Annotated in this window: 20 protein-coding genes; 15 read left to right on the top strand and 5 right to left on the bottom strand. The window is 56.0% G+C overall.

All coding sequences use genetic code 11. The features are described from left to right. Positions 1–242: 242 nt before the first annotated feature. The 3 genes from R2K28_RS19695 to R2K28_RS19685 all read right to left on the bottom strand — a co-directional run bounded on the left by R2K28_RS19695 (position 243) and on the right by R2K28_RS19685 (position 4,132). Complete coding sequence (locus R2K28_RS19695; RefSeq protein WP_316367162.1) at positions 243–1,520, bottom strand: hypothetical protein; 1,278 nt, start codon at positions 1,518–1,520, stop codon at positions 243–245. Then, positions 1,517–2,401, bottom strand: a complete 885-nt coding sequence (locus tag R2K28_RS19690) for an AEC family transporter (protein WP_116447471.1) — start codon at positions 2,399–2,401, stop codon at positions 1,517–1,519. Before R2K28_RS19690 ends, R2K28_RS19695 begins: the two co-directional genes overlap by 4 nt. 66 nt (positions 2,402–2,467) lie before the next feature. Next, positions 2,468–4,132, bottom strand: a complete 1,665-nt coding sequence (locus R2K28_RS19685) for a sigma 54-interacting transcriptional regulator (RefSeq protein WP_316367160.1) — start codon at positions 4,130–4,132, stop codon at positions 2,468–2,470. Between the two features lie 446 nt (positions 4,133–4,578). Between R2K28_RS19685 and R2K28_RS19680 the strand changes: the two genes are divergently transcribed. From R2K28_RS19680 to R2K28_RS19655, 6 genes are all read left to right on the top strand, one after another. Next, on the top strand, positions 4,579–4,842 hold the full coding sequence (locus R2K28_RS19680; RefSeq protein ID WP_316367159.1) for a phenol hydroxylase subunit: 264 nt from the start codon (positions 4,579–4,581) through the stop codon (positions 4,840–4,842). Positions 4,843–4,864: 22 nt separating this feature from the next. Then, positions 4,865–5,863, top strand: a complete 999-nt coding sequence (locus R2K28_RS19675; protein ID WP_316367158.1) for an aromatic/alkene monooxygenase hydroxylase subunit beta — start codon at positions 4,865–4,867, stop codon at positions 5,861–5,863. Positions 5,864–5,875: 12 nt separating this feature from the next. Then, positions 5,876–6,148: an MmoB/DmpM family protein gene (locus R2K28_RS19670; RefSeq protein ID WP_116444500.1), complete on the top strand. Its 273-nt coding sequence runs from the start codon at positions 5,876–5,878 to the stop codon at positions 6,146–6,148. A gap of 20 nt (positions 6,149–6,168) precedes the next feature. After that, entirely contained in the window at positions 6,169–7,692 is a 1,524-nt protein-coding gene (locus R2K28_RS19665) for an aromatic/alkene/methane monooxygenase hydroxylase/oxygenase subunit alpha (RefSeq protein WP_316367155.1), read from the top strand. Between the two features lie 126 nt (positions 7,693–7,818). Then, on the top strand, positions 7,819–8,187 hold the full coding sequence (locus R2K28_RS19660) for a phenol hydroxylase subunit P4 (RefSeq protein ID WP_316367154.1): 369 nt from the start codon (positions 7,819–7,821) through the stop codon (positions 8,185–8,187). Positions 8,188–8,273: 86 nt separating this feature from the next. Further along, on the top strand, positions 8,274–9,194 hold the full coding sequence (locus R2K28_RS19655) for a catechol 2,3-dioxygenase (RefSeq protein WP_316367153.1): 921 nt from the start codon (positions 8,274–8,276) through the stop codon (positions 9,192–9,194). A gap of 103 nt (positions 9,195–9,297) precedes the next feature. Here the strand turns inward: R2K28_RS19655 and R2K28_RS19650 are convergent, their stop codons facing one another. Continuing rightward, a complete protein-coding gene (locus tag R2K28_RS19650; RefSeq protein WP_316367152.1) occupies positions 9,298–11,607 on the bottom strand; it encodes an efflux RND transporter permease subunit in 2,310 nt (769 codons plus the stop codon). A 118-nt stretch (positions 11,608–11,725) separates the two neighbouring features. Next, the gene (locus R2K28_RS19645; RefSeq protein WP_316367151.1) at positions 11,726–12,433 is read right to left on the bottom strand and encodes an FCD domain-containing protein; all 708 of its coding nucleotides are present in this window, start codon (positions 12,431–12,433) and stop codon (positions 11,726–11,728) included. Between the two features lie 190 nt (positions 12,434–12,623). On the opposite strand from R2K28_RS19645, the gene R2K28_RS19640 reads away from it, so the two are divergent. The 9 genes from R2K28_RS19640 to dmpH all read left to right on the top strand — a co-directional run bounded on the left by R2K28_RS19640 (position 12,624) and on the right by dmpH (position 20,045). Next, positions 12,624–13,688: an NADH:ubiquinone reductase (Na(+)-transporting) subunit F gene (locus R2K28_RS19640; protein ID WP_316367149.1), complete on the top strand. Its 1,065-nt coding sequence runs from the start codon at positions 12,624–12,626 to the stop codon at positions 13,686–13,688. Positions 13,689–13,690: 2 nt separating this feature from the next. Further along, positions 13,691–14,005, top strand: coding sequence for a 2Fe-2S iron-sulfur cluster binding domain-containing protein (locus R2K28_RS19635; protein WP_316367147.1), 315 nt, complete (start codon positions 13,691–13,693; stop codon positions 14,003–14,005). A 68-nt stretch (positions 14,006–14,073) separates the two neighbouring features. Further along, a complete protein-coding gene (locus tag R2K28_RS19630; protein WP_316367145.1) occupies positions 14,074–14,274 on the top strand; it encodes a hypothetical protein in 201 nt (66 codons plus the stop codon). A gap of 100 nt (positions 14,275–14,374) precedes the next feature. Then, the gene (locus R2K28_RS19625; RefSeq protein WP_316367143.1) at positions 14,375–15,835 is read left to right on the top strand and encodes a 2-hydroxymuconic semialdehyde dehydrogenase; all 1,461 of its coding nucleotides are present in this window, start codon (positions 14,375–14,377) and stop codon (positions 15,833–15,835) included. A gap of 10 nt (positions 15,836–15,845) precedes the next feature. Beyond that, positions 15,846–16,634, top strand: a complete 789-nt coding sequence (gene dmpE / locus R2K28_RS19620) for a 2-oxopent-4-enoate hydratase (RefSeq protein ID WP_442871410.1) — start codon at positions 15,846–15,848, stop codon at positions 16,632–16,634. A 17-nt stretch (positions 16,635–16,651) separates the two neighbouring features. After that, positions 16,652–17,245 carry a carboxymuconolactone decarboxylase family protein gene (locus R2K28_RS19615; RefSeq protein WP_316367142.1) on the top strand — a complete coding sequence of 198 codons (594 nt, stop codon included), beginning with the start codon at positions 16,652–16,654 and terminating at the stop codon, positions 17,243–17,245. Between the two features lie 39 nt (positions 17,246–17,284). Continuing rightward, entirely contained in the window at positions 17,285–18,202 is a 918-nt protein-coding gene (locus R2K28_RS19610; RefSeq protein WP_316367140.1) for an acetaldehyde dehydrogenase (acetylating), read from the top strand. An 11-nt stretch (positions 18,203–18,213) separates the two neighbouring features. Continuing rightward, a complete protein-coding gene (gene dmpG, locus R2K28_RS19605) occupies positions 18,214–19,254 on the top strand; it encodes a 4-hydroxy-2-oxovalerate aldolase (RefSeq protein ID WP_316367138.1) in 1,041 nt (346 codons plus the stop codon). Then, a complete protein-coding gene (dmpH, locus tag R2K28_RS19600; RefSeq protein WP_316367137.1) occupies positions 19,254–20,045 on the top strand; it encodes a 2-oxo-3-hexenedioate decarboxylase in 792 nt (263 codons plus the stop codon). The genes dmpG and dmpH overlap by 1 nt, the downstream gene beginning before the upstream one ends. Positions 20,046–20,165 lie beyond the last annotated feature (120 nt).

The following is a 20,165-nucleotide window of genomic DNA, read 5'->3' as shown; positions in this document are numbered from 1 at the left end:
CATGCCGTATGGTTACAGCGAACAATGTGCCACATAAATCCCTCACATACTAGGGCCTGTTAACACTAATCCGATAGGCTCTGCTGGGGCTGTTTTTTCGTCCAGCAAGGCAGAATGAGCGTGGTGTAGCAGCGCTACATGAGCGAATGATAACGCCGCTGGGTGGAAAAACAGCCCCAGCAGAGCCTATCGGATTAGTGTTAACAGGCCCTAGCTGAAAACGCAGTTCATATCCGTTTTGTCTAGAGTCCGAGTTTGGCATAGAGATTGAGTGCTGCCAGGGAGCACAAAAACATCAATAAGCTGTATTTGCCGTGCCATTTCAGGCTTGCCAGGCCGGGTTGACCGTAGCGACCCTGCATAGAAAGATTGATACCGGAAAACGGACTGCATGCAACGCCAACCGCCCAGGCTGAAAGGAAGGTCATTGCCAGTAGTGTACCGTCGGGGTGTAGCGGTGACAGCAGGGTACCGAGTGCGGCGATATTGATGACCGGATGGACACCTGCAATCGACGTGACCAGCATAAACACCAGTGTCATGCTGGCCTCCAGACCACCGAAATGGCTAAATGGCAGCCACCCGCCCAGTGCCTGAAAAAGCGTATTCAGGCCAGCCGCCATGACATTGGCGGCGAGAAACAGGCTGAGTTCATTGTGCATGGTGGGCATGTCCTGGCTGATGTGCCGCTGTAGCCGGCGCCGTGGCTGTTGACGGCGTGCACTGATAACGATGAGTGCAAGTGTTGGACTCAGCAGGCAAATGATACCCAGGATATGCCAATCGGGACGCACTTGATGTAACACCAGCACAGCCAATGCCAACACAGCAGGAAGCGCCAGTGCCGAGGGGTGCATGGGGTAACCGACAAACGCCTTGGGATTGCGCGTGCCTTTGCCGGTAATCAAAAGCGCTATTAATGCGAGCGGCATCCCCATCAACCAGATACGTTCCAGCCGGGCACCCGGGGCGTAGGTCATGGCGGCTGCCATTGCGGCAAAGAAGGGTGACCAGAATGCGGCGGCGGAGAAACCGCGGGTCAGTACAATGCTCTGTTCGCGATCCAGTCCTGCCTTGCGACGCAGGCGGTCCCCCATGATGAAGACCGAAGAGAGATTGATCACGGCGCCAAACAGATGGACCCCAAACAGGGTTGACCAGACCGCCCGCCTGCCTTGTGGCAGCACCCTGTCCATGCTGTCATCAGGGCGGGCGACCAGACGTAGAAAACTGACGGCGGCCAACATCGATAACAGTTGGGCGTTACCGGAGAGCATCATCAGCCAGTCGGGTGTGAAATGCTGTGACATACCCCAGAGAATACCTAATGAACCGATACCAATGAGGATTATCACCTGGCGTCGGGTGTGGGTGGGTAATGCTGGCCAGAGGAGAATGCCTGCGCACCAGGTGAAGAGACCGGCCCAGCTGTTGGAGAGTTGGGGCCAGAGGGTGTTGACGGCGGTGCAGACAACAGCTGCGCAGAGTAGCCAACCTGCGGTTGCGCGCTGCCTGTTCACAAAATAAAGGCGAGGGCAATGGGTATCACAATCAAACTTGCGAGATTACCGAAGGCGACCATTGCCGCGACCTCATGGGGTGACTGCTGGTAGCTCTCGGCAAGCAGATAGTTCATCACCGCGGGGGGGAGAATACTGAACAGCAGCAGGATATCCCGCATCTGCTCATTCGGTTGCAGCCAGCTGATGGCCAGCCACGCACCAATCAATCCGCTCAATGGGCAAAGCAGGGCGCCGGCCAGCCCCGCCTTCCAGTAGCGCAGCTCGATATGGATCAGGCGGACACCGAGGGAGACCAGCATCAATGGAATCGCCACCTCGGAAAGCATAACCAGGCCTGGCATTAGAATCTTCGGTGTATGCCAGTCGAAAGCGTAGGCGACCACGCCCGCCAGGGTGGCCAGGAAGACCGGATTGCGTAGCAGTTCTGTGGGGTGGAGCCTGCCGCTGACTAGCCAGATTCCGAGGCTGAAATGGAGACTTGTGGAGACCACAAAGGCGACGACTGCCAGGGGCAGCAGCGCATCGCCGAAAGCCAGCGCCGCCAAGGGGAGGCCAAGATTACCGGCGTTGTTGAACATCATGGAGGGCAGCAGCACCCTTGGCCGTATCCCCAGGAGGCGGATTGCGGGTAGGGAAACGATACCCGAAATGATGATGATCAGCAGGGCGCCCCAGGCGATGGTCCTCCACTCCTGGCTGTCGGGAATCTTCTCTGATAGGACATAAAACAGCAGCGCAGGTACGAACAACTGCATATTGATACGGTTCACCGAGAGGATATCGGAGCCGCAAAGGCGGCCGTATAGATAGCCAAGCAGCGCGATGCCGAATACCGGCAGAGTCACCTGTAGGATCTGTAGAAATAGCGCTGAATGCATGGGTATCAGTTATGGTCTGGCCTGCGGGCAGTAATGGACGCTATGCAGAGAGGTGGAATCCTTTGCCTATTCCTGTTCGCGCTTTTTCAAGCGATAGGCCAATTGGGGACGGGTGATGCCCAGTAAACGTGCTGCCTGGCTCAGATTGCCACTGGCCTTTTTGACCGCTGTCTCCAACAACAGTGTCTCCATCTCTTCGAGACTGGTGGATTGGTCTATCACCTGACTGGCGAGGGATTCCACGTCACCACCTCCCGCTTCGTTTAAGCTGCTGAGCAATGGGACTTCCTGGCTCATGTTGAGGCAGGGAAACAGGTCCTTGAGATCGATGGCGTCTCCCGAGGTGACAATGATAACGCCTCGCTCGATCATGTTTTCCAACTCCCGGATATTGCCCGGCCAGTTGTGATCCATCAGTGCTTGCAGCGCCTCCTCCGTGATGCCGTTGACGCGCTTGCCATGCCTGGCTGTGTACTTCTCAAGAAATCGGCTTACCAGCAGTTGGATATCCTCCTTGCGTTCACGCAAGGGCGGGATGATTACCGGATAGATATTCAATCGATAGTAGAGATCGGAGCGAAATCTTCCTGCAGACACCGCCTCCTGCAGATCGACATTTGTCGCTGCGACAACCCGTACATCGACCTTTCGGGTACGGGTATCACCGACTCGCTCGATCTCTCCCTCCTGCAACACCCGCAGCAGCTTGGCCTGTGCATTCATTGAAAGCTCACCCACTTCGTCGAGGAAGAGGGTGCCGCCATGGGCCCGCTCGAAACGCCCGGGACGTGACTGCTGTGCGCCGGTGTAGGCGCCCTTTTCCACACCGAACAGCTCTGCCTCGATCAACTCGTCCGGGATGGTCGCGCAGTTGATGGCAATGAATTGATTATTTGCCAATGGACTGATGCTGTGCAGTGCGCGGGCGAACATCTCTTTACCGACACCGGTTTCACCGAGTAATAACACAGTGACATGGCTGTCAGCTACCTTGCGTAACATATCGCAGGCCTGAATAAAGGATTGAGATGCCCCCACCATGTCACCGATACCGGTATCCTCCTGAAGCGAATCACGCAGGTGATTGACCTCGTCCTGCAGCGCCAGCAGTTGTTCCGCCATAGGATCTGGACGGTAGTAGTGACGCTCCTCTTCGGCGTTGTCCCACTCCTCGATGGGCCTGCCGACGATACGACAGTGTCGATCCCCTTTGGCACGGCAGTCCACTTCGCGATAGGCAATGAAGCGGCCCATGACCTCGCTGGTATATCCGGAGGCGTAACCGATCTGGGTCCAGCAGACAGGATCGGGATGGATGCCGAAAAGTTTCAGGTGCTCTTCCGCTTCATGGGAGTTCTCCCACAGAAATTCACCATAGAAATGGCGTTGTCGGATATCGATGTCAATCTTGATGGGCTTGACATGGACCACCCCCTCCAGGGTGTGCAGGCGTGGTCCCATCATCAATAGTTCCTCATCCGTGGATTCGGGCAGCAGCTTGCGGGCAAGCTCCGCATCCTTGGCGCCGGAAGCATATCCCAGGCGGGTTAGGACGCCCCTGGCCCGTTCGATGCCCAGGGTATCCATCAGCTCTTTGCGCAATGCCCCCATGGCGTGGGTATGCATCAGCACCATGCGCTGATCGTTTAGCAGAATTGTGCCTGCATCGAATGTCAGATGCAGATTTCGGTCCTCCGAGGGTAAGCCGGCGATGCTGATCTGGGATGACATATCTCCTCCCGCCGGTCGCAAGCTACCTACCGGTTTCTGTTTTTGGTTGAGGCCATCCTCCCTAATGGCTGTGTGTGGCTTGTGCCGAGAAAATGCGTTCGGGTTCTCTGATTCTTATAGTTTGTATCGTGATTTTTATCAAATCATAAAATAAATAGGGGGTAAATAAAATCATCAAACACGAGTAGCCGGGTTCTGGGTAAAAAATTGTGCACGCGCAGCATTTTCCAAGATGCTAATTGTTTATTTGGTTAAATGATCAACTTGATGAACTGTTTTTTATCTGTTGGTGAAACGGCGAATCTGGAAATGACCTCCATGTAAATTAAAAATACTGTTTATTCAAAGCTTTAGTGTTATTGGCACAGATTCTGCCCTCTATTCATGACCAGCAGTCAGGCGAATTACGCATTCAATGTGATTTAGCTGAAATTGAGGAGCAAGTGATGGGAGAGTATGTGCCGGACATCGGCAAGGCCTATATCCGAGTGACCGGTGAACGGTTGCGCAGGTTCGTTGAATTTGAATTTTCCATCAACGACGAAGACCTGACGGTTGAATTGATCCTCCCCTACCAAGAGTTCACGGCTTTCTGCGAGAAGCATCAAGCCACTTTAATACAACGTCCTGATGAGATCGGCAGTGTGGAGGGGGGTGACAGTCGTCCCGGCCTCTATCGAGATCCATCCCATCCTGATCTGAATCGATGACTTACTGGAGGAGCGTTCGACGATGAGTATCGATATTAAAACCATGAATGTGGAGCCGAGGCGACAGACCTTTGCCCATGTTGCCCGCCGCTTGGGTTCCGATGTGCCGGCATCCCGTTATGAAGAGGGCATGTATGATGTCCAGGCAACGACGCACTTCCACTATCGTCCCCTGTGGGGTCCGGAGTATTGGACCTTCGATGAGGGGCGTACCGCAATCAAGATGCAGGACTGGTATCTGTTCAAGGATCCCCGCCAGTTCTACTACGGCACCTACACTATTGCCCGCGCCAACATGCACCAGACTACGGAGCGTAACTTCGCCTTCGAAGAGAAGCGCAACATGTTGGCCAATATCGATCCCGCCTGGCGGGAGATGATCGTCAACTATCTGATCCCCCTGCGTCACTATGAGTGGGGTGCGAATATGAATGCCTGCTCTATCTCCGATGCCGGCTATGGTACCGCCATCACCTCAGCGGCGATCTTCACCGCGGGTGACCGTCTGGGTATGGCGCAGATTCTCTCCCGTATCGGCATGGTGCTCGGCAATGGTGATGCTGAACTGCTCGATGAGGCCAAAAGGCAGTGGATGGAGGCCGATGCCTGGCAGGGTGTCCGCAAGGCGGTTGAGGATAGCCTGGTGTTGAAGGATTGGTTTGAAGCCCTGCTGGCCCAGTTTCTGGTGATGGACGGTTTGATCTACCCGTTGGTCTACAACCACTTCGATACCGAGGGTCAGAAACACAACGCAGCGCCACTCTCCATGTTATGTGAGTTCATGGTCGACTGGAGTAGCGAGCATAACCGCTGGGTGGATGCCGTCATCAAGATCGCTGCCAAGGAGTCGGCGGAGAATCAGGTGTTGCTATCACAGTGGTACAGCGAGTGGCGAGACACCATGATCGATGCCCTGAAGCCTTTGGCACAAATGGTCTTGGATAGTGGTGCCGAAGCCGCTATCGACGACATTCGCGAACAACTGGATGCACGCGCCGGCAAGCTCGGCCTGAGTCTTTAAGAGGAGGTTGAGATGGCTGGAATCGTATCCATTACCCTGCAAAACAATGACGAGGCTCGTCCAGTGATCGAGTCAATTCTGCATGACAATCCCAGTGCCAATGCTAACTACATGCCCGGTGCGGTGAAGATCGACTGTCCGGAGCGGTTGGTGGTGAAGGCGGGTTCGGTTTCCGAACGCATCGGCCGTGACTGGGATCCCCAGGAGATCCATCTCACCATCATCTCCATGGGCGGCAGCCTGGATGAGGATGATGAGGAGTTGGTCCTCTCCTGGGGCGTGTAACACTGGAGGAGTAAAAAGTTATGACACCGCAACGCAAAAAGAAGCTGAATCTGAAGCAGCGCTACGCGCTGATGACCCGAGGCCTGGACTGGGAGACCAGTTATCAGAAGATGGATGACGTCTTCCCTTACGATACCTTCGAGGGGATCAAGATCACCGATTGGTCGAAGTGGGAGGATCCCTTTCGCCTGACCATGGATGCCTATTGGAAGTACCAGGGCGAGAAGGAGCGCAAACTCTATGCCGTGCTCGACTCTTTCGCCCAGAACAACGGTCAGCTCGGTATCTCCGATGCCCGCTATGTGAATGCCATCAAGCTGTTTCTCACCGGTGTCACGCCGCTGGAATACCAGGCGCATCGTCACTTTGCCCACCTTGGTCGGCACATACGAGGTGTGGGCCCGAGAGTGGCGGCACAGATGCAGTCACTGGATGAGCTGCGACATGCACAGACCCAGATCCATACCATCAGCCACTACAACAAGTACTTTGATGGATTTGCCGAGTTTCCCCATATGCATGACCGGGTTTGGTATCTATCGGTGCCCAAGTCGTTCTTCGACGATGCCTGCAGCGCCGGCCCATTCGAATTCTTCACGGCGATCTCCTTCGCCTTCGAGTATGTGTTGACCAACCTGCTGTTTGTCCCCTTCATGTCCGGGGCCGCTTATAACGGCGATCTGGCCACGGTGACCTTTGGCTTTTCCGCCCAGTCGGACGAGGCGCGTCACATGACCCTGGGTATCGAGGTGATCAAGTTCATGCTGGAACAGCATCCCGATAATCTGCCGATTGTGCAGAAATGGGTCGATAAGTGGTTCTGGCGTGGTCACAAGATGCTGGGGCTGGTGGCGATGATGATGGATTACATGCTGCCCAAGCGCATCATGTCCTGGAAAGAGGCCTGGGAGATCTACTTCACCGAGGCCGGTGGCGCTCTCTTCGAGGATCTCTCCCGCTATGGATTACGGGTGCCGAAGTATGCCGATATCGCCACCGAAGAGGCGGAACACATCTCGCATCAGAATTGGTCCATCTTCTATCAATATACCCAGGCGGCCGGTTTCCATACCTGGTTGCCAAGCGACGAGGAGATGGACTGGCTGTCGGAGAAGTATCCCAACACCTTCGACAAGTACTACCGTCCCCGTTTCGAGATGTGGCGCGAGATGGAGGCTAAAGGCGAGCGTTTCTATAACAACGCTTTACCGCAACTCTGCCAGACCTGCCAGATACCCATGGGCTACACAGAGCCGGGAGATCCGACCAAGATCGGTTTTCGCAACAGCGTCTACAAAGGCGAGCGCTACCATTTCTGTTCCGATGGCTGCAAGGACATCTTCGACGATGAGCCAGAGAAGTTCGCCCAGGCCTGGCTGCCAGTGCACCAGATCTTCCAGGGCAACTGCGGCGGCGCCGATCTGAGCGACGTACTCAAGTGGTACCACATGGATAACGGCGTCGACAACATGGACTACACCGGCTCGCCCGATCAGGAGCAGTGGGATGCCTGGCAGGCGGCGCGTAAGAAGGTGGCGAACTGACAGCTGAAACTAAATCACGGTGCGGCAAGCCGCACCCTACACACGATCAATAGGTAGGGTGCGGCTTGCCGCACCGAATAACGAGACGACAACGATGAAAACCGAACTTATAACGAGGAGCAGCAGATGGCAGTAGTCTCACTCAAACCAGGCTATGCGGAGGCTGTGGAGTTCCGCGATCGCAAGGAAAATTTTCACGGCAACCAGGTGGTCTACCTGCATTGGGAAGAGCATCTCAGCTTCTGTTCAGCTACTGCGTTTCCGTTGCCGCCTGATATGCCTTTCGGGGCGCTTGTAGAACAACTGATTACCCAATATTACGGCATGCACCCAGACTTCGGACTGATCGATTGGGATCGGGTGGAGTGGAAGATCAACGGTGAGCCGGCAACGCCGGATATGGCCAAGAGCCTGACGGATAACGGTGTCGATCATAAAACCCTGATCTGCTTCCACACACCTGGTCTGAATGGCTACAAGGGGTCCTGTTCGTAACCAAGCAAAGATCCGCCGAGATTGAAGCGGAGCGTAACTATTTTTTATACCGTTGTAGAGAACGGTGACCAGAGGAGGCTAGACTAATGGCAATAAACGGTGTTTTACGTCCAGGGCATGTCTCATTGCGTGTGCTGGACCTGGATGAGGCCCTGGTTCACTACAAGGAGCGAATGGGGTTGATCGAAACCGACCGGGATGACCAGGGGCGGGTCTACTTGAAGGGCTGGGATGAACAGGACTGGTTCTCGGTGGTACTGCGTGAAACGGATACCAGCGGCATGGATTTCATGGGTTTCAAGGTTGACAGTGTCGATACCATGAATAGTCTTGAGGAAAAGCTGCGGGCATTCGGCTGCAACGTGGAAAGAATTGCGGCCAATGAGTTGAATCATTGTGGTGAGCGGGTACGCTTCGATTCTCCAACCGGCCATATGTTCGAGCTGTATGCGGAAAAGGATGTGAAGGGCACCGATATGGGCAGGGTGAATCCGGAGCCCTGGCCCGATAACCTCACAGGTATGCAGGTGCAGCGCTTTGACCACTGCCTGCTGTATGGTGATGATCTGGATGGCAGCGTCCGGATGTTCACTGAGGTGCTGGGTTTTGGTGAATCGGAGAAGGTGATGGATGGTGATCTGCAACTGGCCTCCTTTCTAACCTGTGGTATGAAGGCTCATGACCTGGCGATCATCCGCCACGAGGAGAAAGGTAAGCTGCATCATGCGTCTTTTCTGCTTGGCTCCTGGGAAGAGGTGTTGCGTGCCGCCGACATCATAGGTAAGCATAAGATTTCAATCGATATCGGTCCGACCCGACACGGCATTACCCGAGGCAGAACTATCTATTTCTTCGATCCCTCGGGGAATCGGAATGAAGTCTTTCACGGTTCATATGACTGGTATCCTGATCATGAGCCTATCACCTGGACAGCGGATGAGCTGGGTGGCGCCATCTTCTATCACGATCAGAAACTCAATGAGCGTTTCCTCAGCGTAGTCACCTGATCGGGGGACACTCACATCTACTGACAAGCCCCGCATCAGGCCCTAAGGGGATGTCATATGGGCTCAGACCTATTAGGGCCTATCGGATTAGTGTTAACAGGCCCTAGTCCGCTTTTGCAAAATGCCGTTGTTTGATTATGTCGCTGAGGAACGGTCTGGATTCCCTGTTGGCAGTCAATCGCAGTAACAATGGAGTGACAAAGAAAATACCGATCAATGCCAATAGCATCACCATTGCACTCAACAACCCAAACTGGGCCACCGGTGGAAATGTGGAAAATGCCAATGTGGCGAATCCCAGTGTGAGCGCCATGGCTGTAGTGAAAATGGGTAAAGACTCCTGGTGCATGGTTTGTAGCTGTGCTTCCTGCTGGTGCTTGCCCTGCTTGATTATGCGCTGATAACGCACCATGAAGTGCATGCTATGGTCGACACAGATGCCTAACGCAATGGCGGCGACCATCACGCTGCTGGTATCCATGGTGATGTTGAAATAGCCCATAACCCCGAACAGAACGATGATCGGGAAGAGGTTGGATAATACGGCTACAAATCCCAGCTTGGCATTTGCCAGGATCAGTGTAATGAGAATAAAGATAATCCCCAGCATCATGATCAGTGACCGGGTCTGGCCATCCGCCAGGGAGTCAACGGCCTGGCTGTTCAAATAGCTGCTTCCGGTCACCTTGACCTTGAGAGTCGGGTGCATGGTTTGATGGGCAAAATTCAAGATGTTCTGCACTGCCTGGTTGAGTTGTTTGGAGGAATCCACGGAGTGTCTGACCATAATCCTGGCTTGGTTGTAGTCTGCGGAGACGAATGGCCTGGCGGCTGAATGGCCGAGTAACGACATGTATCCGCTGATCAGTTCATCACTTTCCGGTAGATAGATCCTGTCAGCCATCTCGCCATCGATACCGCTGTGCACGACAGCGATAAAGTCGGCAAAGGAGAAGCTTTTCTCGAACTCTACTGTCTGTTCCAGGTAGCCTTGCAACTTCTGCAGTTGCTGAAGATTGGCGGTTTTAAGAAAGGCCTCATCACTGCCGTTGATCAGAATGGTGAGGGATTGTATGCCGGATAGCCTGTCATCAATCAAGGCGGCCTGTCCGGGCAGCGATGAGGAGGCTGGGAAGTAGGCCATGATACTGTTGTTGATCTCCAGGCGGGATGCCCAGTAACCACTCAACAACACGAGTGATATCAAGCCTAGAAGTAGTTGGCGTGGGTAACGGGACAGCAATATGAATATCCTTTCCACTAGGCTGGTAAAGCCGATCTCTTGCGTGCGTACTCCACTGTAACCATGTCTGGATATGCACTGTAGGCAGGCCGGTACCATTGTCGTGGTTATGATGAAGTTCAACATTAAGCCGATCGCGGTTATGAGGCCGAACTGTTGCAGCAGATCTATCCGGTTGAGGGATATGGAGAGAAATCCGAGACAGGTGGTGAAGGCAGTAAGCAGGATGGCAGTACCCATATGATTGGCCATGAGCTGAGTGGCATCATTTCTATTCAGTCCACGCTGAATCCCCGCCTGATACTCAGAGATGAGGTGGATATCTTCCGTGGAACCGATAATGATCAACAGGGCAGGGATGATGGATGTCATTACATTGATCGGTATCCCAACAACCGCCATTACACCAAGTGTCCATACAACGCTCAAGGCTGCAGTCAGAATTGGTATCATCGCGGTGCAGGAGCGTTTGAAAATCAACCACAAAGTCAGGGTGAGAACGAGGAGTGCCAATGGGAGTATTAACTTTAAATCATTGCGTATCTGTTCGCTGATGTCTGAGCGGATTGAGGGATCACCAAGGTGAAAAACGGTACGCAATTGGTTTTGTAACGGTGCAATGGCTTCATCAAGGGCTGCGGAGACCTCTTCATCGAAGCCGCGCTGATAGGCTGACATGTCCAGGTAGAGGTTGATCGCCATTACAGTGCCATCATGGGATAGCAGGTTGCGCTCTATCAACGGGTTCAGCAGTGCGGCATTAGCGAGTTTTTGAATCTGTGCATGGGACTTCGGAATAGGATCAAGGTAGGGGCTGGTGTGGACAAAGCCGCTTTCGGTGCGCAGATATCTCATGGAAAAAAGGCTTGTCGTGCGAGAGACCTGGGGGATTGCCTCGATTCTGCGTAGTGCTTGCCGTATCGCACTCAGTTTGTCCGGGTGTAACAGGTTTGGGTCTTCGAGATAGACTACTGTAATAACATCACTGCCGAATGTGCGCAGGCTCTCTTCATAGTCAGCCACTGCCTGCGGATTGTCCACCATCATTCCCTCGGCGGTGATTTCTATCTGCAGTGCAGGTAGCTGGTAGACTGCGACTAGGGAGATGAGAGCAACGGCTGCGAAAATCAGCCAGGGATGGTTAGCCGCAATGGTGATGAGCCGTTTCATAGGTATAACCCTGAATCTGTCGGTTTCCAGACTTCACTGATTCAGTGTTTCACCGGCAGAAGTTATTTCCTATGAGATGCTCTACTCCTGATTTGTGACATATTCACAGGTTATAATTTCAGGCGATCTCCTGTTCGTCCTTGCGCGCCTCATTCTGCAGTACTCGCTGGGTGATTTCAGCCGTCCTCAGGATATGTTGCTCAATGGCCTTGCAGGCCCGCTTTGTGTCCCTTGCCAGAGCGGCATTGCGCAGCTCTTCATGTTCCTGGTGCAGATCACGGGGAATCTCTGTGCTCAGGGCAATGTTTCTGTAGCGCTTGTGCTGATCATAGAGAATGCCGTAGAAGCGGCGCAGCCATTTTGAGTTGCAGGCGGCGGTCAGCGCTTCGTGAAAATCGTGATTGCGGAGCTCCCATTCGGCAGGGTCCCTCTCTTCCGATTCCTCAATCTTCTCCAGTTGATAGAAGGTGGCAACGATGCGAGATTCCCAGGCATCGTCACCCTGTTCAATGCTCTGAGAGAGGGCCTGTTTTTCAAGCAGGATCCGCAGTCGTGTAATGTCAGCAAGGTCCTCCTCGGACATTGGGGCAACGCGAAAACCGCGCTGACCTTCCGCGGTAACGAAGCCATCCGCAGTGAGGCGGCTCAATGCTTCACGGAGTGGGCTTGCGCCGACACCGTATACGGTACGCAGGTGTTCTATGCGGAGTTTCTCATCCGGTTGTAGATCACCATGAATGATATCTGAGCGGAGTCGCAGATAGGCCTGGTCGGACAGGGTCTTGGACCCGTTAGCTTCAGTTTGTTCGATGTAAGTTCTTGCCATATCGATGTTTTTCCATTCGGTGAACTGAATGATATCTGATATCTACCCTACCCGCTATGGGTGTCCGTGACACTAACGATTATCAATATTTTAGTCGAACATCATCAATATGCAAAAATATCGATAAAATTCTTGCAAATCGATAAAAAATCGCTATTCTTGTGTTTATCGATATTTTGGAGCGATCTATATGGCATACCAACTTACTATCGAGCCGACCGGCGACGAGGTGGTTGTAGAAGAGGATCAAAACATCCTCGATGCATGTTTGCGCGCGGGAATTTGGATGCCCCATGCCTGTTGTCATGGCTTGTGTGGTAGCTGCAAGGTCGAGGTGCTCGAAGGGGATGTGGATCTGGGAGACGCCTCCAACTTTGCCCTGATGGATATGGAGCGGGAAGAGGGAAAGGTCTTGGCCTGTTGCGCCACCCTTGAATCGGATACGGTGATCGAGGCTGACATCGATGAAGATCCCGATGCGAGGGTCATCCCCGTGAAGGACTTTGGGGCTGAGATCGTCAGGCTGGAAAACCTCACCCATGATGTAAAAGGGGTCTGGCTGCAACTGGATGGCGAAGGTATCGACTTTCAGGCGGGACAATATATCAACTTGTATGTCCCCGGGGTTGAGATACCACGCGCCTTCTCACTGGCAAGCAAGCCTTCTGACCGAAATATAATCGAACTCCATATCCGTTTGGTCGCTGATGGTGAAGCGACTCCCATCATCCATAGCCAGCTTAAGCTCGGAGACAGGCTGAAGATTACGGGTCCCTATGGCCGGTTTTTCGTGCGCAAATCCCGTTCCGAGCCAATGATTTTTATCGCCGGAGGTACAGGGCTTTCCAGTCCAAAGTCGATGATTCTCGATCTGTTGGAAGCGGATCCGGCTTGCACGATGCCGATTACCCTGCTGCATGGGGTTCGGGCCAAACGCGACCTGTACGACGAAGCGCTCTTCCGCTCGCTGGCTGATCAGCATTCCAATTTCAACTATATCCCGGTGCTTTCGCAAATGGAGGAGGGTGATGACTGGGATGGTGAAACCGGCTTTGTACATGAGGCTGCGCAGCGCCAATTCAACAATACATTTTCTGGCAACACCGCCTATCTGTGTGGGCCACCGGTAATGATTGAAGCTTCGATTCGTGCCCTGATGCAGGGCCGGCTGTTCGAAAACGATATCTTCACCGAGCGCTTTCTCACCAAAGGGGAAGAGAACAACAAGCGCAGCCCTGTATTCAAGAGACTCTGATCATGTCCGCACGATTCGAAATCACCGTGGAAGACAAGGATGCACAGTTTCAATGCAGGGAAGAGCAGCGCCTACTGCATGCCATGCAGGCCCAGGGATTGGCGCCAATTCCGGTTGGTTGCAAGGGCGGCGGTTGTGGTATCTGCCGTGTACAGATCATCCAGGGAGAGTATGAGATCCGCAAGATGAACCGTGACCACGTGACAGAAGAGGATGAGCGCAAGGGCATAGTGCTCTCGTGTCGCGTTATCCCCAAGAGCAATCTTTCCCTGAGGTTGGCACCAAAACCGAAGGCGAGTAACGAGAGCGCAGCATAGCGTTCCATATCTACAAAAAACAGGCACAACATCAACTAACACGGGAAGGGTCCCGGCAGGAGGAATTCATGGCGGTAACGATTGACGATCATGGGGTCAGGTTTATCCGTATCACCCTGGGTGAAGTAGGCATCTCAAGAGACAGGTTGTGCATAGACGGCTTTACAGAAACAGGACATGCCGATGATTCCCGGCATTTCATGAAGAGCTGGAGTGAATTCGATAAATGCAGTGGTAATCGGCAGGCCTACGACAAGAAAGCCAGTTGAGTATGTGGATCATGGCCGTCTGCGTGACCAGTCGATCAAGACATATCGCCAATTAGATTAACAGGTAATTATCAGTTTTGACGTAATGACGGTGAATAGAATGAAAGAGGTCAAACACTTCATCAATGGAGAATTTGTCGGCTCTGCATCAGGCAAGATGTTCGACAATATCAATCCGGCGACTGGACAGAAGATCGGCATAGTGCATGAGGCTGGCGCGCCCGAGGTGGATGCGGCGGTCAACTCGGCGCGGAATGCACTAGGTGGTGAGTGGGGCCGAATGCCGCTGGCGGAACGAACCGATCTGCTGCACAAACTGGCGGATGGTATCAGCGCTCGCTTCGATGAATTTCTCGAAGCGGAGTGTATGGATACCGGCAAGCCGCAGAAGCTCGCTTGTCATATCGATATTCCCCGCGGTGCTGCCAACTTCAAGGTGTTTGCCGATGTGGTGAAGAATGTGCCCACAGAGAGCTTCATGCTCGACACCCCGGATGGGAAAGGGGCACTGAATTACTCGTTACGTAAACCGAAGGGGGTGATCGCCGTGATCAGTCCCTGGAACCTGCCTTTGCTGTTGATGACCTGGAAGGTTGGTCCCGCACTGGCATGCGGTAACACGGTGGTGGTCAAGCCGTCGGAAGAGACACCGTTCACCACCGCCCTGCTGGGGGAGGTGATGAACCAGGTTGGAATACCCAAGGGAGTCTACAACGTGGTGCACGGCTTCGGCCCGAATTCGGCGGGGGAGTTTCTCACCCGGCACAAAGGGGTGGATGGGATCACCTTCACCGGTGAGACAGGTACCGGTGCTGCGATCATGAAAGCGGCCGCAGACGATATCACCGATATCTCCTTCGAACTTGGAGGCAAGAACCCGGCCCTGGTGTTTGCCGACTGCGATCTGGAGAAGGCCATCGAAGGGACCCTGCGCTCAGCATTCGCCAATTGTGGTCAGGTGTGCCTTGGTACTGAGCGGGTCTATGTGGAACGTCCAATCTATGAGGAATTCGTCAATCGCCTCAAGGCTGGTGCCGAGTCTTTGAAATTGGGTAGATGGGATGATCCTGAGACAGACATGGGGCCGCTGATCAGTCAGGAGCATCGGGACAAGGTTCTCTCCTACTACCGTAAAGCGGAGCAGGAGGGCGCTACTGTCATCACCGGTGGCAGCACACCCAATATGCCGGACAGCCTGTCCGGCGGCTGCTGGGTGCAACCCACTATCTGGACCGATCTGCCCGACGATGCCAGCTGTGTTCGAGAAGAGATATTCGGCCCCTGCTGTCACATCCGTCCCTTCGACAGCGAGGAGGAGGTGATCGACCTGGCCAACGATACCGAGTATGGGTTGGCGACGGCGATCTGGACCGAGAACAGTTCGCGGGCACACCGGGTTGCAGCCCAGACGGATGCGGGTATCGCCTGGGTCAACTCCTGGTTCCTGCGTGACCTGCGCACCCCCTTTGGAGGCGCCAAGCAGTCGGGTATCGGTCGCGAGGGTGGTGTCCACTCCCTCGAGTTCTATACCGAACTCAAGAACGTTTGTATCAAGCTTTGAGGAGTCATCGATGCTGAACGAACAACGCATCCACGCACTGGGGGACGAACTCTTCGATGCCCTCAGCCAACGCCGCATGGTCGAACCGCTGACAGAACGGGAACCTGGGATCACCATCGAAGACGCCTACCACATCTCCCTGCGCATGGTGAACCGCCGGGTCGAGGCGGGGGAGAGCATCATCGGCAAGAAGATCGGTGTCACCTCCAAGGCGGTGCAGAACATGCTCAACGTGCACCAGCCCGATTTCGGTTATCTGACCGACAGCATGGTCTTCGGTAACGGCGACGAGATGTCGGTAAGCGAGCTGCTGATCCAGCCCCGGGCGGAGGGGGAGATCGCCTTCATGCTGAAACGCGACCTGTTCGGTCCCGGTGTCAGCAACGCGGATGTATTGCGCGCCACCGAGGCGGTGATTCCCTGCTTCGAGATCGTCGACTCCCGCATTCGCGACTGGAAGATCAAGATCCAGGACACGGTGGCGGACAACGCCTCCTGCGGCCTCTTCGTGCTGGGTGACAACGCGGTGGATCCGCGCAAGGTCGACCTGGCCACCGCCGGCATGGTGGTGGAGAAGAACGGCGAGCTGCTCTCCACCGGCGCCGGTGCCGCCGCCCTGGGATCGCCGGTCAACTGCGTGGCCTGGCTGGCCAACACCCTGGGCCGTTTCGGTATTCCTTTGAAGGCCGGTGAGGTGATCCTCTCCGGTTCCCTGGTACCCCTGGAGCCGATCCAGGCGGGGGACAGCATGCGTGTGGACATCGGCGGTATCGGTTCCGCTTCGGTTCGCTTCACCTGATTCCCGGGAGACCTGTCATGAGTCGACTCGATCCACTGCCCATCGATCTGCATGCCGCATTGTCGGAGCGATTCGCGTTCTTTGAAAAGACCCTGGGCTTCGTGCCCAACAGCCTGCTCACCATGCAGCGCAAGCCGAAGCTGGTGGACGCCTTCATCCAGTTCAGCGCCGCGGTCTACGACCCGGATGGAGAGGTGGACCTGGGTTTCAAGCGGCTGGTGGCCCATGTCGCCAGCAGCGCCGCCGGCTGTCAGTACTGCAAGGCCCACACCGCGGTCAGCGCCAAGCGCCACGGCATCCCGGTGGAGAAGCTGGAGGATGTCTGGAACTACCGCAGCAGCGAGCACTACAGCGAGGCGGAGCGGGTGGCCCTCGATTTCGCCCTCGCCGCCGCCTCCCAGCCCAACGATGTAACTGACGAGCTGTTCCAGTCCCTGAAGGCCCACTGGAGCGAGGAGGCCATCGTCGAGATGCTGGCGGTGATCGGACTGTTTGGATTCTTCAACCGCTGGAACGACAGCCTGGCCACGCCGCTGGAGGCGGAGCCCCTGGAGACGGCAGAGGAACATCTGTCCAAGAGCGGCTGGCAGGCCGGTAAACATTTGAGTTAGGTCGATCTATTCGCCCTGAAAGTAACGAGGACTGAAGCTATGAGCAAAATCAACGCAGCCCTGATCGGTTCCGGCAACATCGGTACCGATCTGCTCTACAAGGCGTTGCGCAGCGACTGGATCAACCCGGTCTGGATGGTCGGTATCGACCCCGACTCCGAGGGGCTTGAACGGGCCCGCAAGCTGGGCCTGAAGACCACCCACGAGGGTGTCGACGGCCTGGTGCCCCATATGCGCGAAGACAATGTGCAGATCTGTTTCGACGCCACCTCGGCCTACGTGCACGGAGAGAACGACCGCAAGGTGCAGGAGCAGGGTTCGATCATGATCGACCTCACCCCCGCCGCCATCGGTCCCTTCTGCGTACCGCCGGTGAATCTGAAAGATCACGTGGGCAAGCGCGAGCTGAACGTCAACATGGTCACCTGCGGCGGCCAGGCCACCATCCCCATGGTGGCGGCGGTGAGTCGGGTGCAGCCTGTGGCCTACGGCGAGATCGTCGCCACCGTCTCCTCCCGGTCCGCCGGTCCCGGCACCCGCAAGAACATCGATGAGTTTACCCAGACCACCGCCGGCGCGGTGGAGAAGGTGGGCGGCGCCAGGAAGGGCAAGGCGATCATCATCCTCAACCCGGCGGAACCGCCGCTGATGATGCGCGACACCGTTCACTGCATCACCGAGGACGAGCCGGATCAGGCCGCCATCACCCAGTCGATCCACGACATGATCGCCGAGGTGCAGAAATACGTGCCCGGCTACCGGCTGAAGAACGGCCCGGTGTTCGACGGCAACCGGGTCTCGGTCTTCATGGAGGTGGAGGGCCTGGGCGACTACCTGCCCAAGTACGCCGGTAACCTGGACATCATGACCGCCGCCGGTCTGCGTACCGCGGAGATGTTCGCGGAAGAGATTCTTAACGGCAGCCTGGTATTGGCGCCTGAAAAGGCCACCGCCTGAGGTAACAAGCGATGAACCTGAACGGAAAGAAAATCACCATCCACGACATGAGCCTGCGTGACGGCATGCATGCCAAGCGCCACCAGATAACCCTGGATCAGATGGTCGCCGTCGCCTCCGCCCTGGATGATGCCGGGGTGCCGATGATCGAAGTGACCCACGGCGACGGCCTGGCCGGCGCCTCGGTCAACTACGGCTTCCCCGCCCACACCGACGAGGAGTATCTGCGCGCGGTACGGCCCCATGTAAAGAAGGCCAAGATCTCCGCCCTGCTGCTGCCGGGTATCGGCACCGTGCCGGAGCTGGAGATGGCCGCCGACTGCGGTGTGGATACCATCCGTGTCGCCACCCACTGTACCGAGGCGGATGTCTCGGAGCAGCACATCAAGAAGTCCTGTGAGCTGGGGCTGGATACGGTCGGCTTTCTCATGATGTCCCACATGGTGGGGCCCGAGAAGCTGATCGAACAGGCCAGGCTGATGCAGGGCTACGGCGCCAACTGCATCTATGTCACCGACTCCGCCGGCTACATGCTGCCGGAGGATGTCACCAGTCGACTCAGCGCGGTGCGCGAGGCCCTGGACCCGGCCACCGAGCTGGGCTTCCACGGTCACCACAACCTCTCCCTCGGCGTTATCAATTCTCTCGCCGCTGTCGAAGCAGGGGCCAACCGCATCGACGGCTCCGCCGCCGGTATGGGCGCCGGTGCCGGCAACACCCCGCTGGAGGTTTTTGTCGCCGTGGCCGAGCGCATGGGCGTGGAGACCGGGGCCGACCTGTTCAAGCTGATGGACGTGGCCGAGGACCTGATCGTGCCCATGCTCGACCAGCCCATTCGCGTCGATCGCGACGCCCTCACCCTTGGCTACGCCGGGGTCTACTCCTCCTTCCTGCTCTTTGCCAAGCGGGCCCAGCAGCGCTACGGCGTCTCCTCCCGGGACGTGCTGGTGGAGCTGGGCAAGCGCGGCATGATCGGCGGCCAGGAGGACATGATCGAAGACGTGGCCATGGAGATGGCCAAGGCCCAGAACAAGCTGGGGGAGACTGCCTGATGAGTACCCTGAGCAACGAGATCATCGAAGAGCTGGCCGAGTATCTCGAAGACTGCGAGCTGCAGGCGAAGGAGGCGACCAAGATCACCGATCGCTTCCCCGATATGGACTTCGACGACGCCTACGACATCCAGTTCGCGATTCGTCGTCGCAAGCTGGAGCGGGGCAATCTGATCAGCGGCCTCAAGGTGGGACTCACCTCCCGGGCGAAGATGAAGCAGATGGGAGTGGAGACGCCCATCTACGGCTTTCTCGCCGACTACTTCGACCGCCCGGACGGCGGCGAGATCGAGACCGATCAGCTGATCCATCCCAAGGTGGAGGCGGAGCTCGCCTTCGTCACCAAGGCCCCCCTGAAGGGCCCTGGCTGTCACATCGGCAATGTGCTGGCGGCGACTGACTTCGTTATCCCGGCGGTGGAGATCATCGATTCCCGCTACGAGAACTTTCGTTTCGATCTGGCCAGCGTCATCGCCGACAACGCCTCTTCCTCCCGCTATGTGCTGGGTGGCCAGATGGCCGCGCCCGCTGACGTCGACATGCGCACCCTCGGCGTGGTGATGGAGAAGAACGGTCAGGTGGTGGAGCTGGGAGCCGGCGCCGCGGTGCTGGGCCATCCGGCTGCCAGCGTGGCCCTGCTGGCCAACATGCTGGGCGAGCGGGACGAGGAGATTCCCGCCGGCACCCTGATCCTCACCGGCGGCATCACTGCCGCGGTGGCCATGGAGAAGGGTGATTGCCTCAACGTGCGCTACCAGGGACTGGGCAGCGTGGGGATGCGCTTTGTTTGAGGAGGGAGAGGGGGGAAAAGACATAACCCCTGGACTAGCTGAAGACCTGTCCGGGAGAAAACGAAAAGACGCCAGAGGCGTCTATGAACCACTGACCGTACCTGGGGCCAGCCTGGCCCT

The sequence above is a fragment of the Candidatus Thiodiazotropha sp. CDECU1 genome (genome assembly GCF_963455295.1).
Classification (GTDB): domain Bacteria; phylum Pseudomonadota; class Gammaproteobacteria; order Chromatiales; family Chromatiaceae; genus Thiodiazotropha.
Note: the sequence above shows the minus strand (reverse complement) of the source record. Positions and strands in the feature narration are given on the sequence as shown.

Coding starts and splice junctions, on each gene's coding strand:
- R2K28_RS19690 (WP_116447471.1), bottom strand. CDS start 2,401: ATGCATTCAGCGCTATTTCTACAGATCCTACAGGTGACTCTGCCGGTA.
- R2K28_RS19685 (WP_316367160.1), bottom strand. CDS start 4,132: ATGTCATCCCAGATCAGCATCGCCGGCTTACCCTCGGAGGACCGAAAT.
- R2K28_RS19680 (WP_316367159.1), top strand. CDS start 4,579: ATGGGAGAGTATGTGCCGGACATCGGCAAGGCCTATATCCGAGTGACC.
- R2K28_RS19675 (WP_316367158.1), top strand. CDS start 4,865: ATGAGTATCGATATTAAAACCATGAATGTGGAGCCGAGGCGACAGACC.
- R2K28_RS19670 (WP_116444500.1), top strand. CDS start 5,876: ATGGCTGGAATCGTATCCATTACCCTGCAAAACAATGACGAGGCTCGT.
- R2K28_RS19665 (WP_316367155.1), top strand. CDS start 6,169: ATGACACCGCAACGCAAAAAGAAGCTGAATCTGAAGCAGCGCTACGCG.
- R2K28_RS19660 (WP_316367154.1), top strand. CDS start 7,819: ATGGCAGTAGTCTCACTCAAACCAGGCTATGCGGAGGCTGTGGAGTTC.
- R2K28_RS19655 (WP_316367153.1), top strand. CDS start 8,274: ATGGCAATAAACGGTGTTTTACGTCCAGGGCATGTCTCATTGCGTGTG.
- R2K28_RS19650 (WP_316367152.1), bottom strand. CDS start 11,607: ATGAAACGGCTCATCACCATTGCGGCTAACCATCCCTGGCTGATTTTC.
- R2K28_RS19645 (WP_316367151.1), bottom strand. CDS start 12,433: ATGGCAAGAACTTACATCGAACAAACTGAAGCTAACGGGTCCAAGACC.
- R2K28_RS19640 (WP_316367149.1), top strand. CDS start 12,624: ATGGCATACCAACTTACTATCGAGCCGACCGGCGACGAGGTGGTTGTA.
- R2K28_RS19635 (WP_316367147.1), top strand. CDS start 13,691: ATGTCCGCACGATTCGAAATCACCGTGGAAGACAAGGATGCACAGTTT.
- R2K28_RS19630 (WP_316367145.1), top strand. CDS start 14,074: ATGGCGGTAACGATTGACGATCATGGGGTCAGGTTTATCCGTATCACC.
- R2K28_RS19625 (WP_316367143.1), top strand. CDS start 14,375: ATGAAAGAGGTCAAACACTTCATCAATGGAGAATTTGTCGGCTCTGCA.
- dmpE (WP_442871410.1), top strand. CDS start 15,846: ATGCTGAACGAACAACGCATCCACGCACTGGGGGACGAACTCTTCGAT.
- R2K28_RS19615 (WP_316367142.1), top strand. CDS start 16,652: ATGAGTCGACTCGATCCACTGCCCATCGATCTGCATGCCGCATTGTCG.
- R2K28_RS19610 (WP_316367140.1), top strand. CDS start 17,285: ATGAGCAAAATCAACGCAGCCCTGATCGGTTCCGGCAACATCGGTACC.
- dmpG (WP_316367138.1), top strand. CDS start 18,214: ATGAACCTGAACGGAAAGAAAATCACCATCCACGACATGAGCCTGCGT.
- dmpH (WP_316367137.1), top strand. CDS start 19,254: ATGAGTACCCTGAGCAACGAGATCATCGAAGAGCTGGCCGAGTATCTC.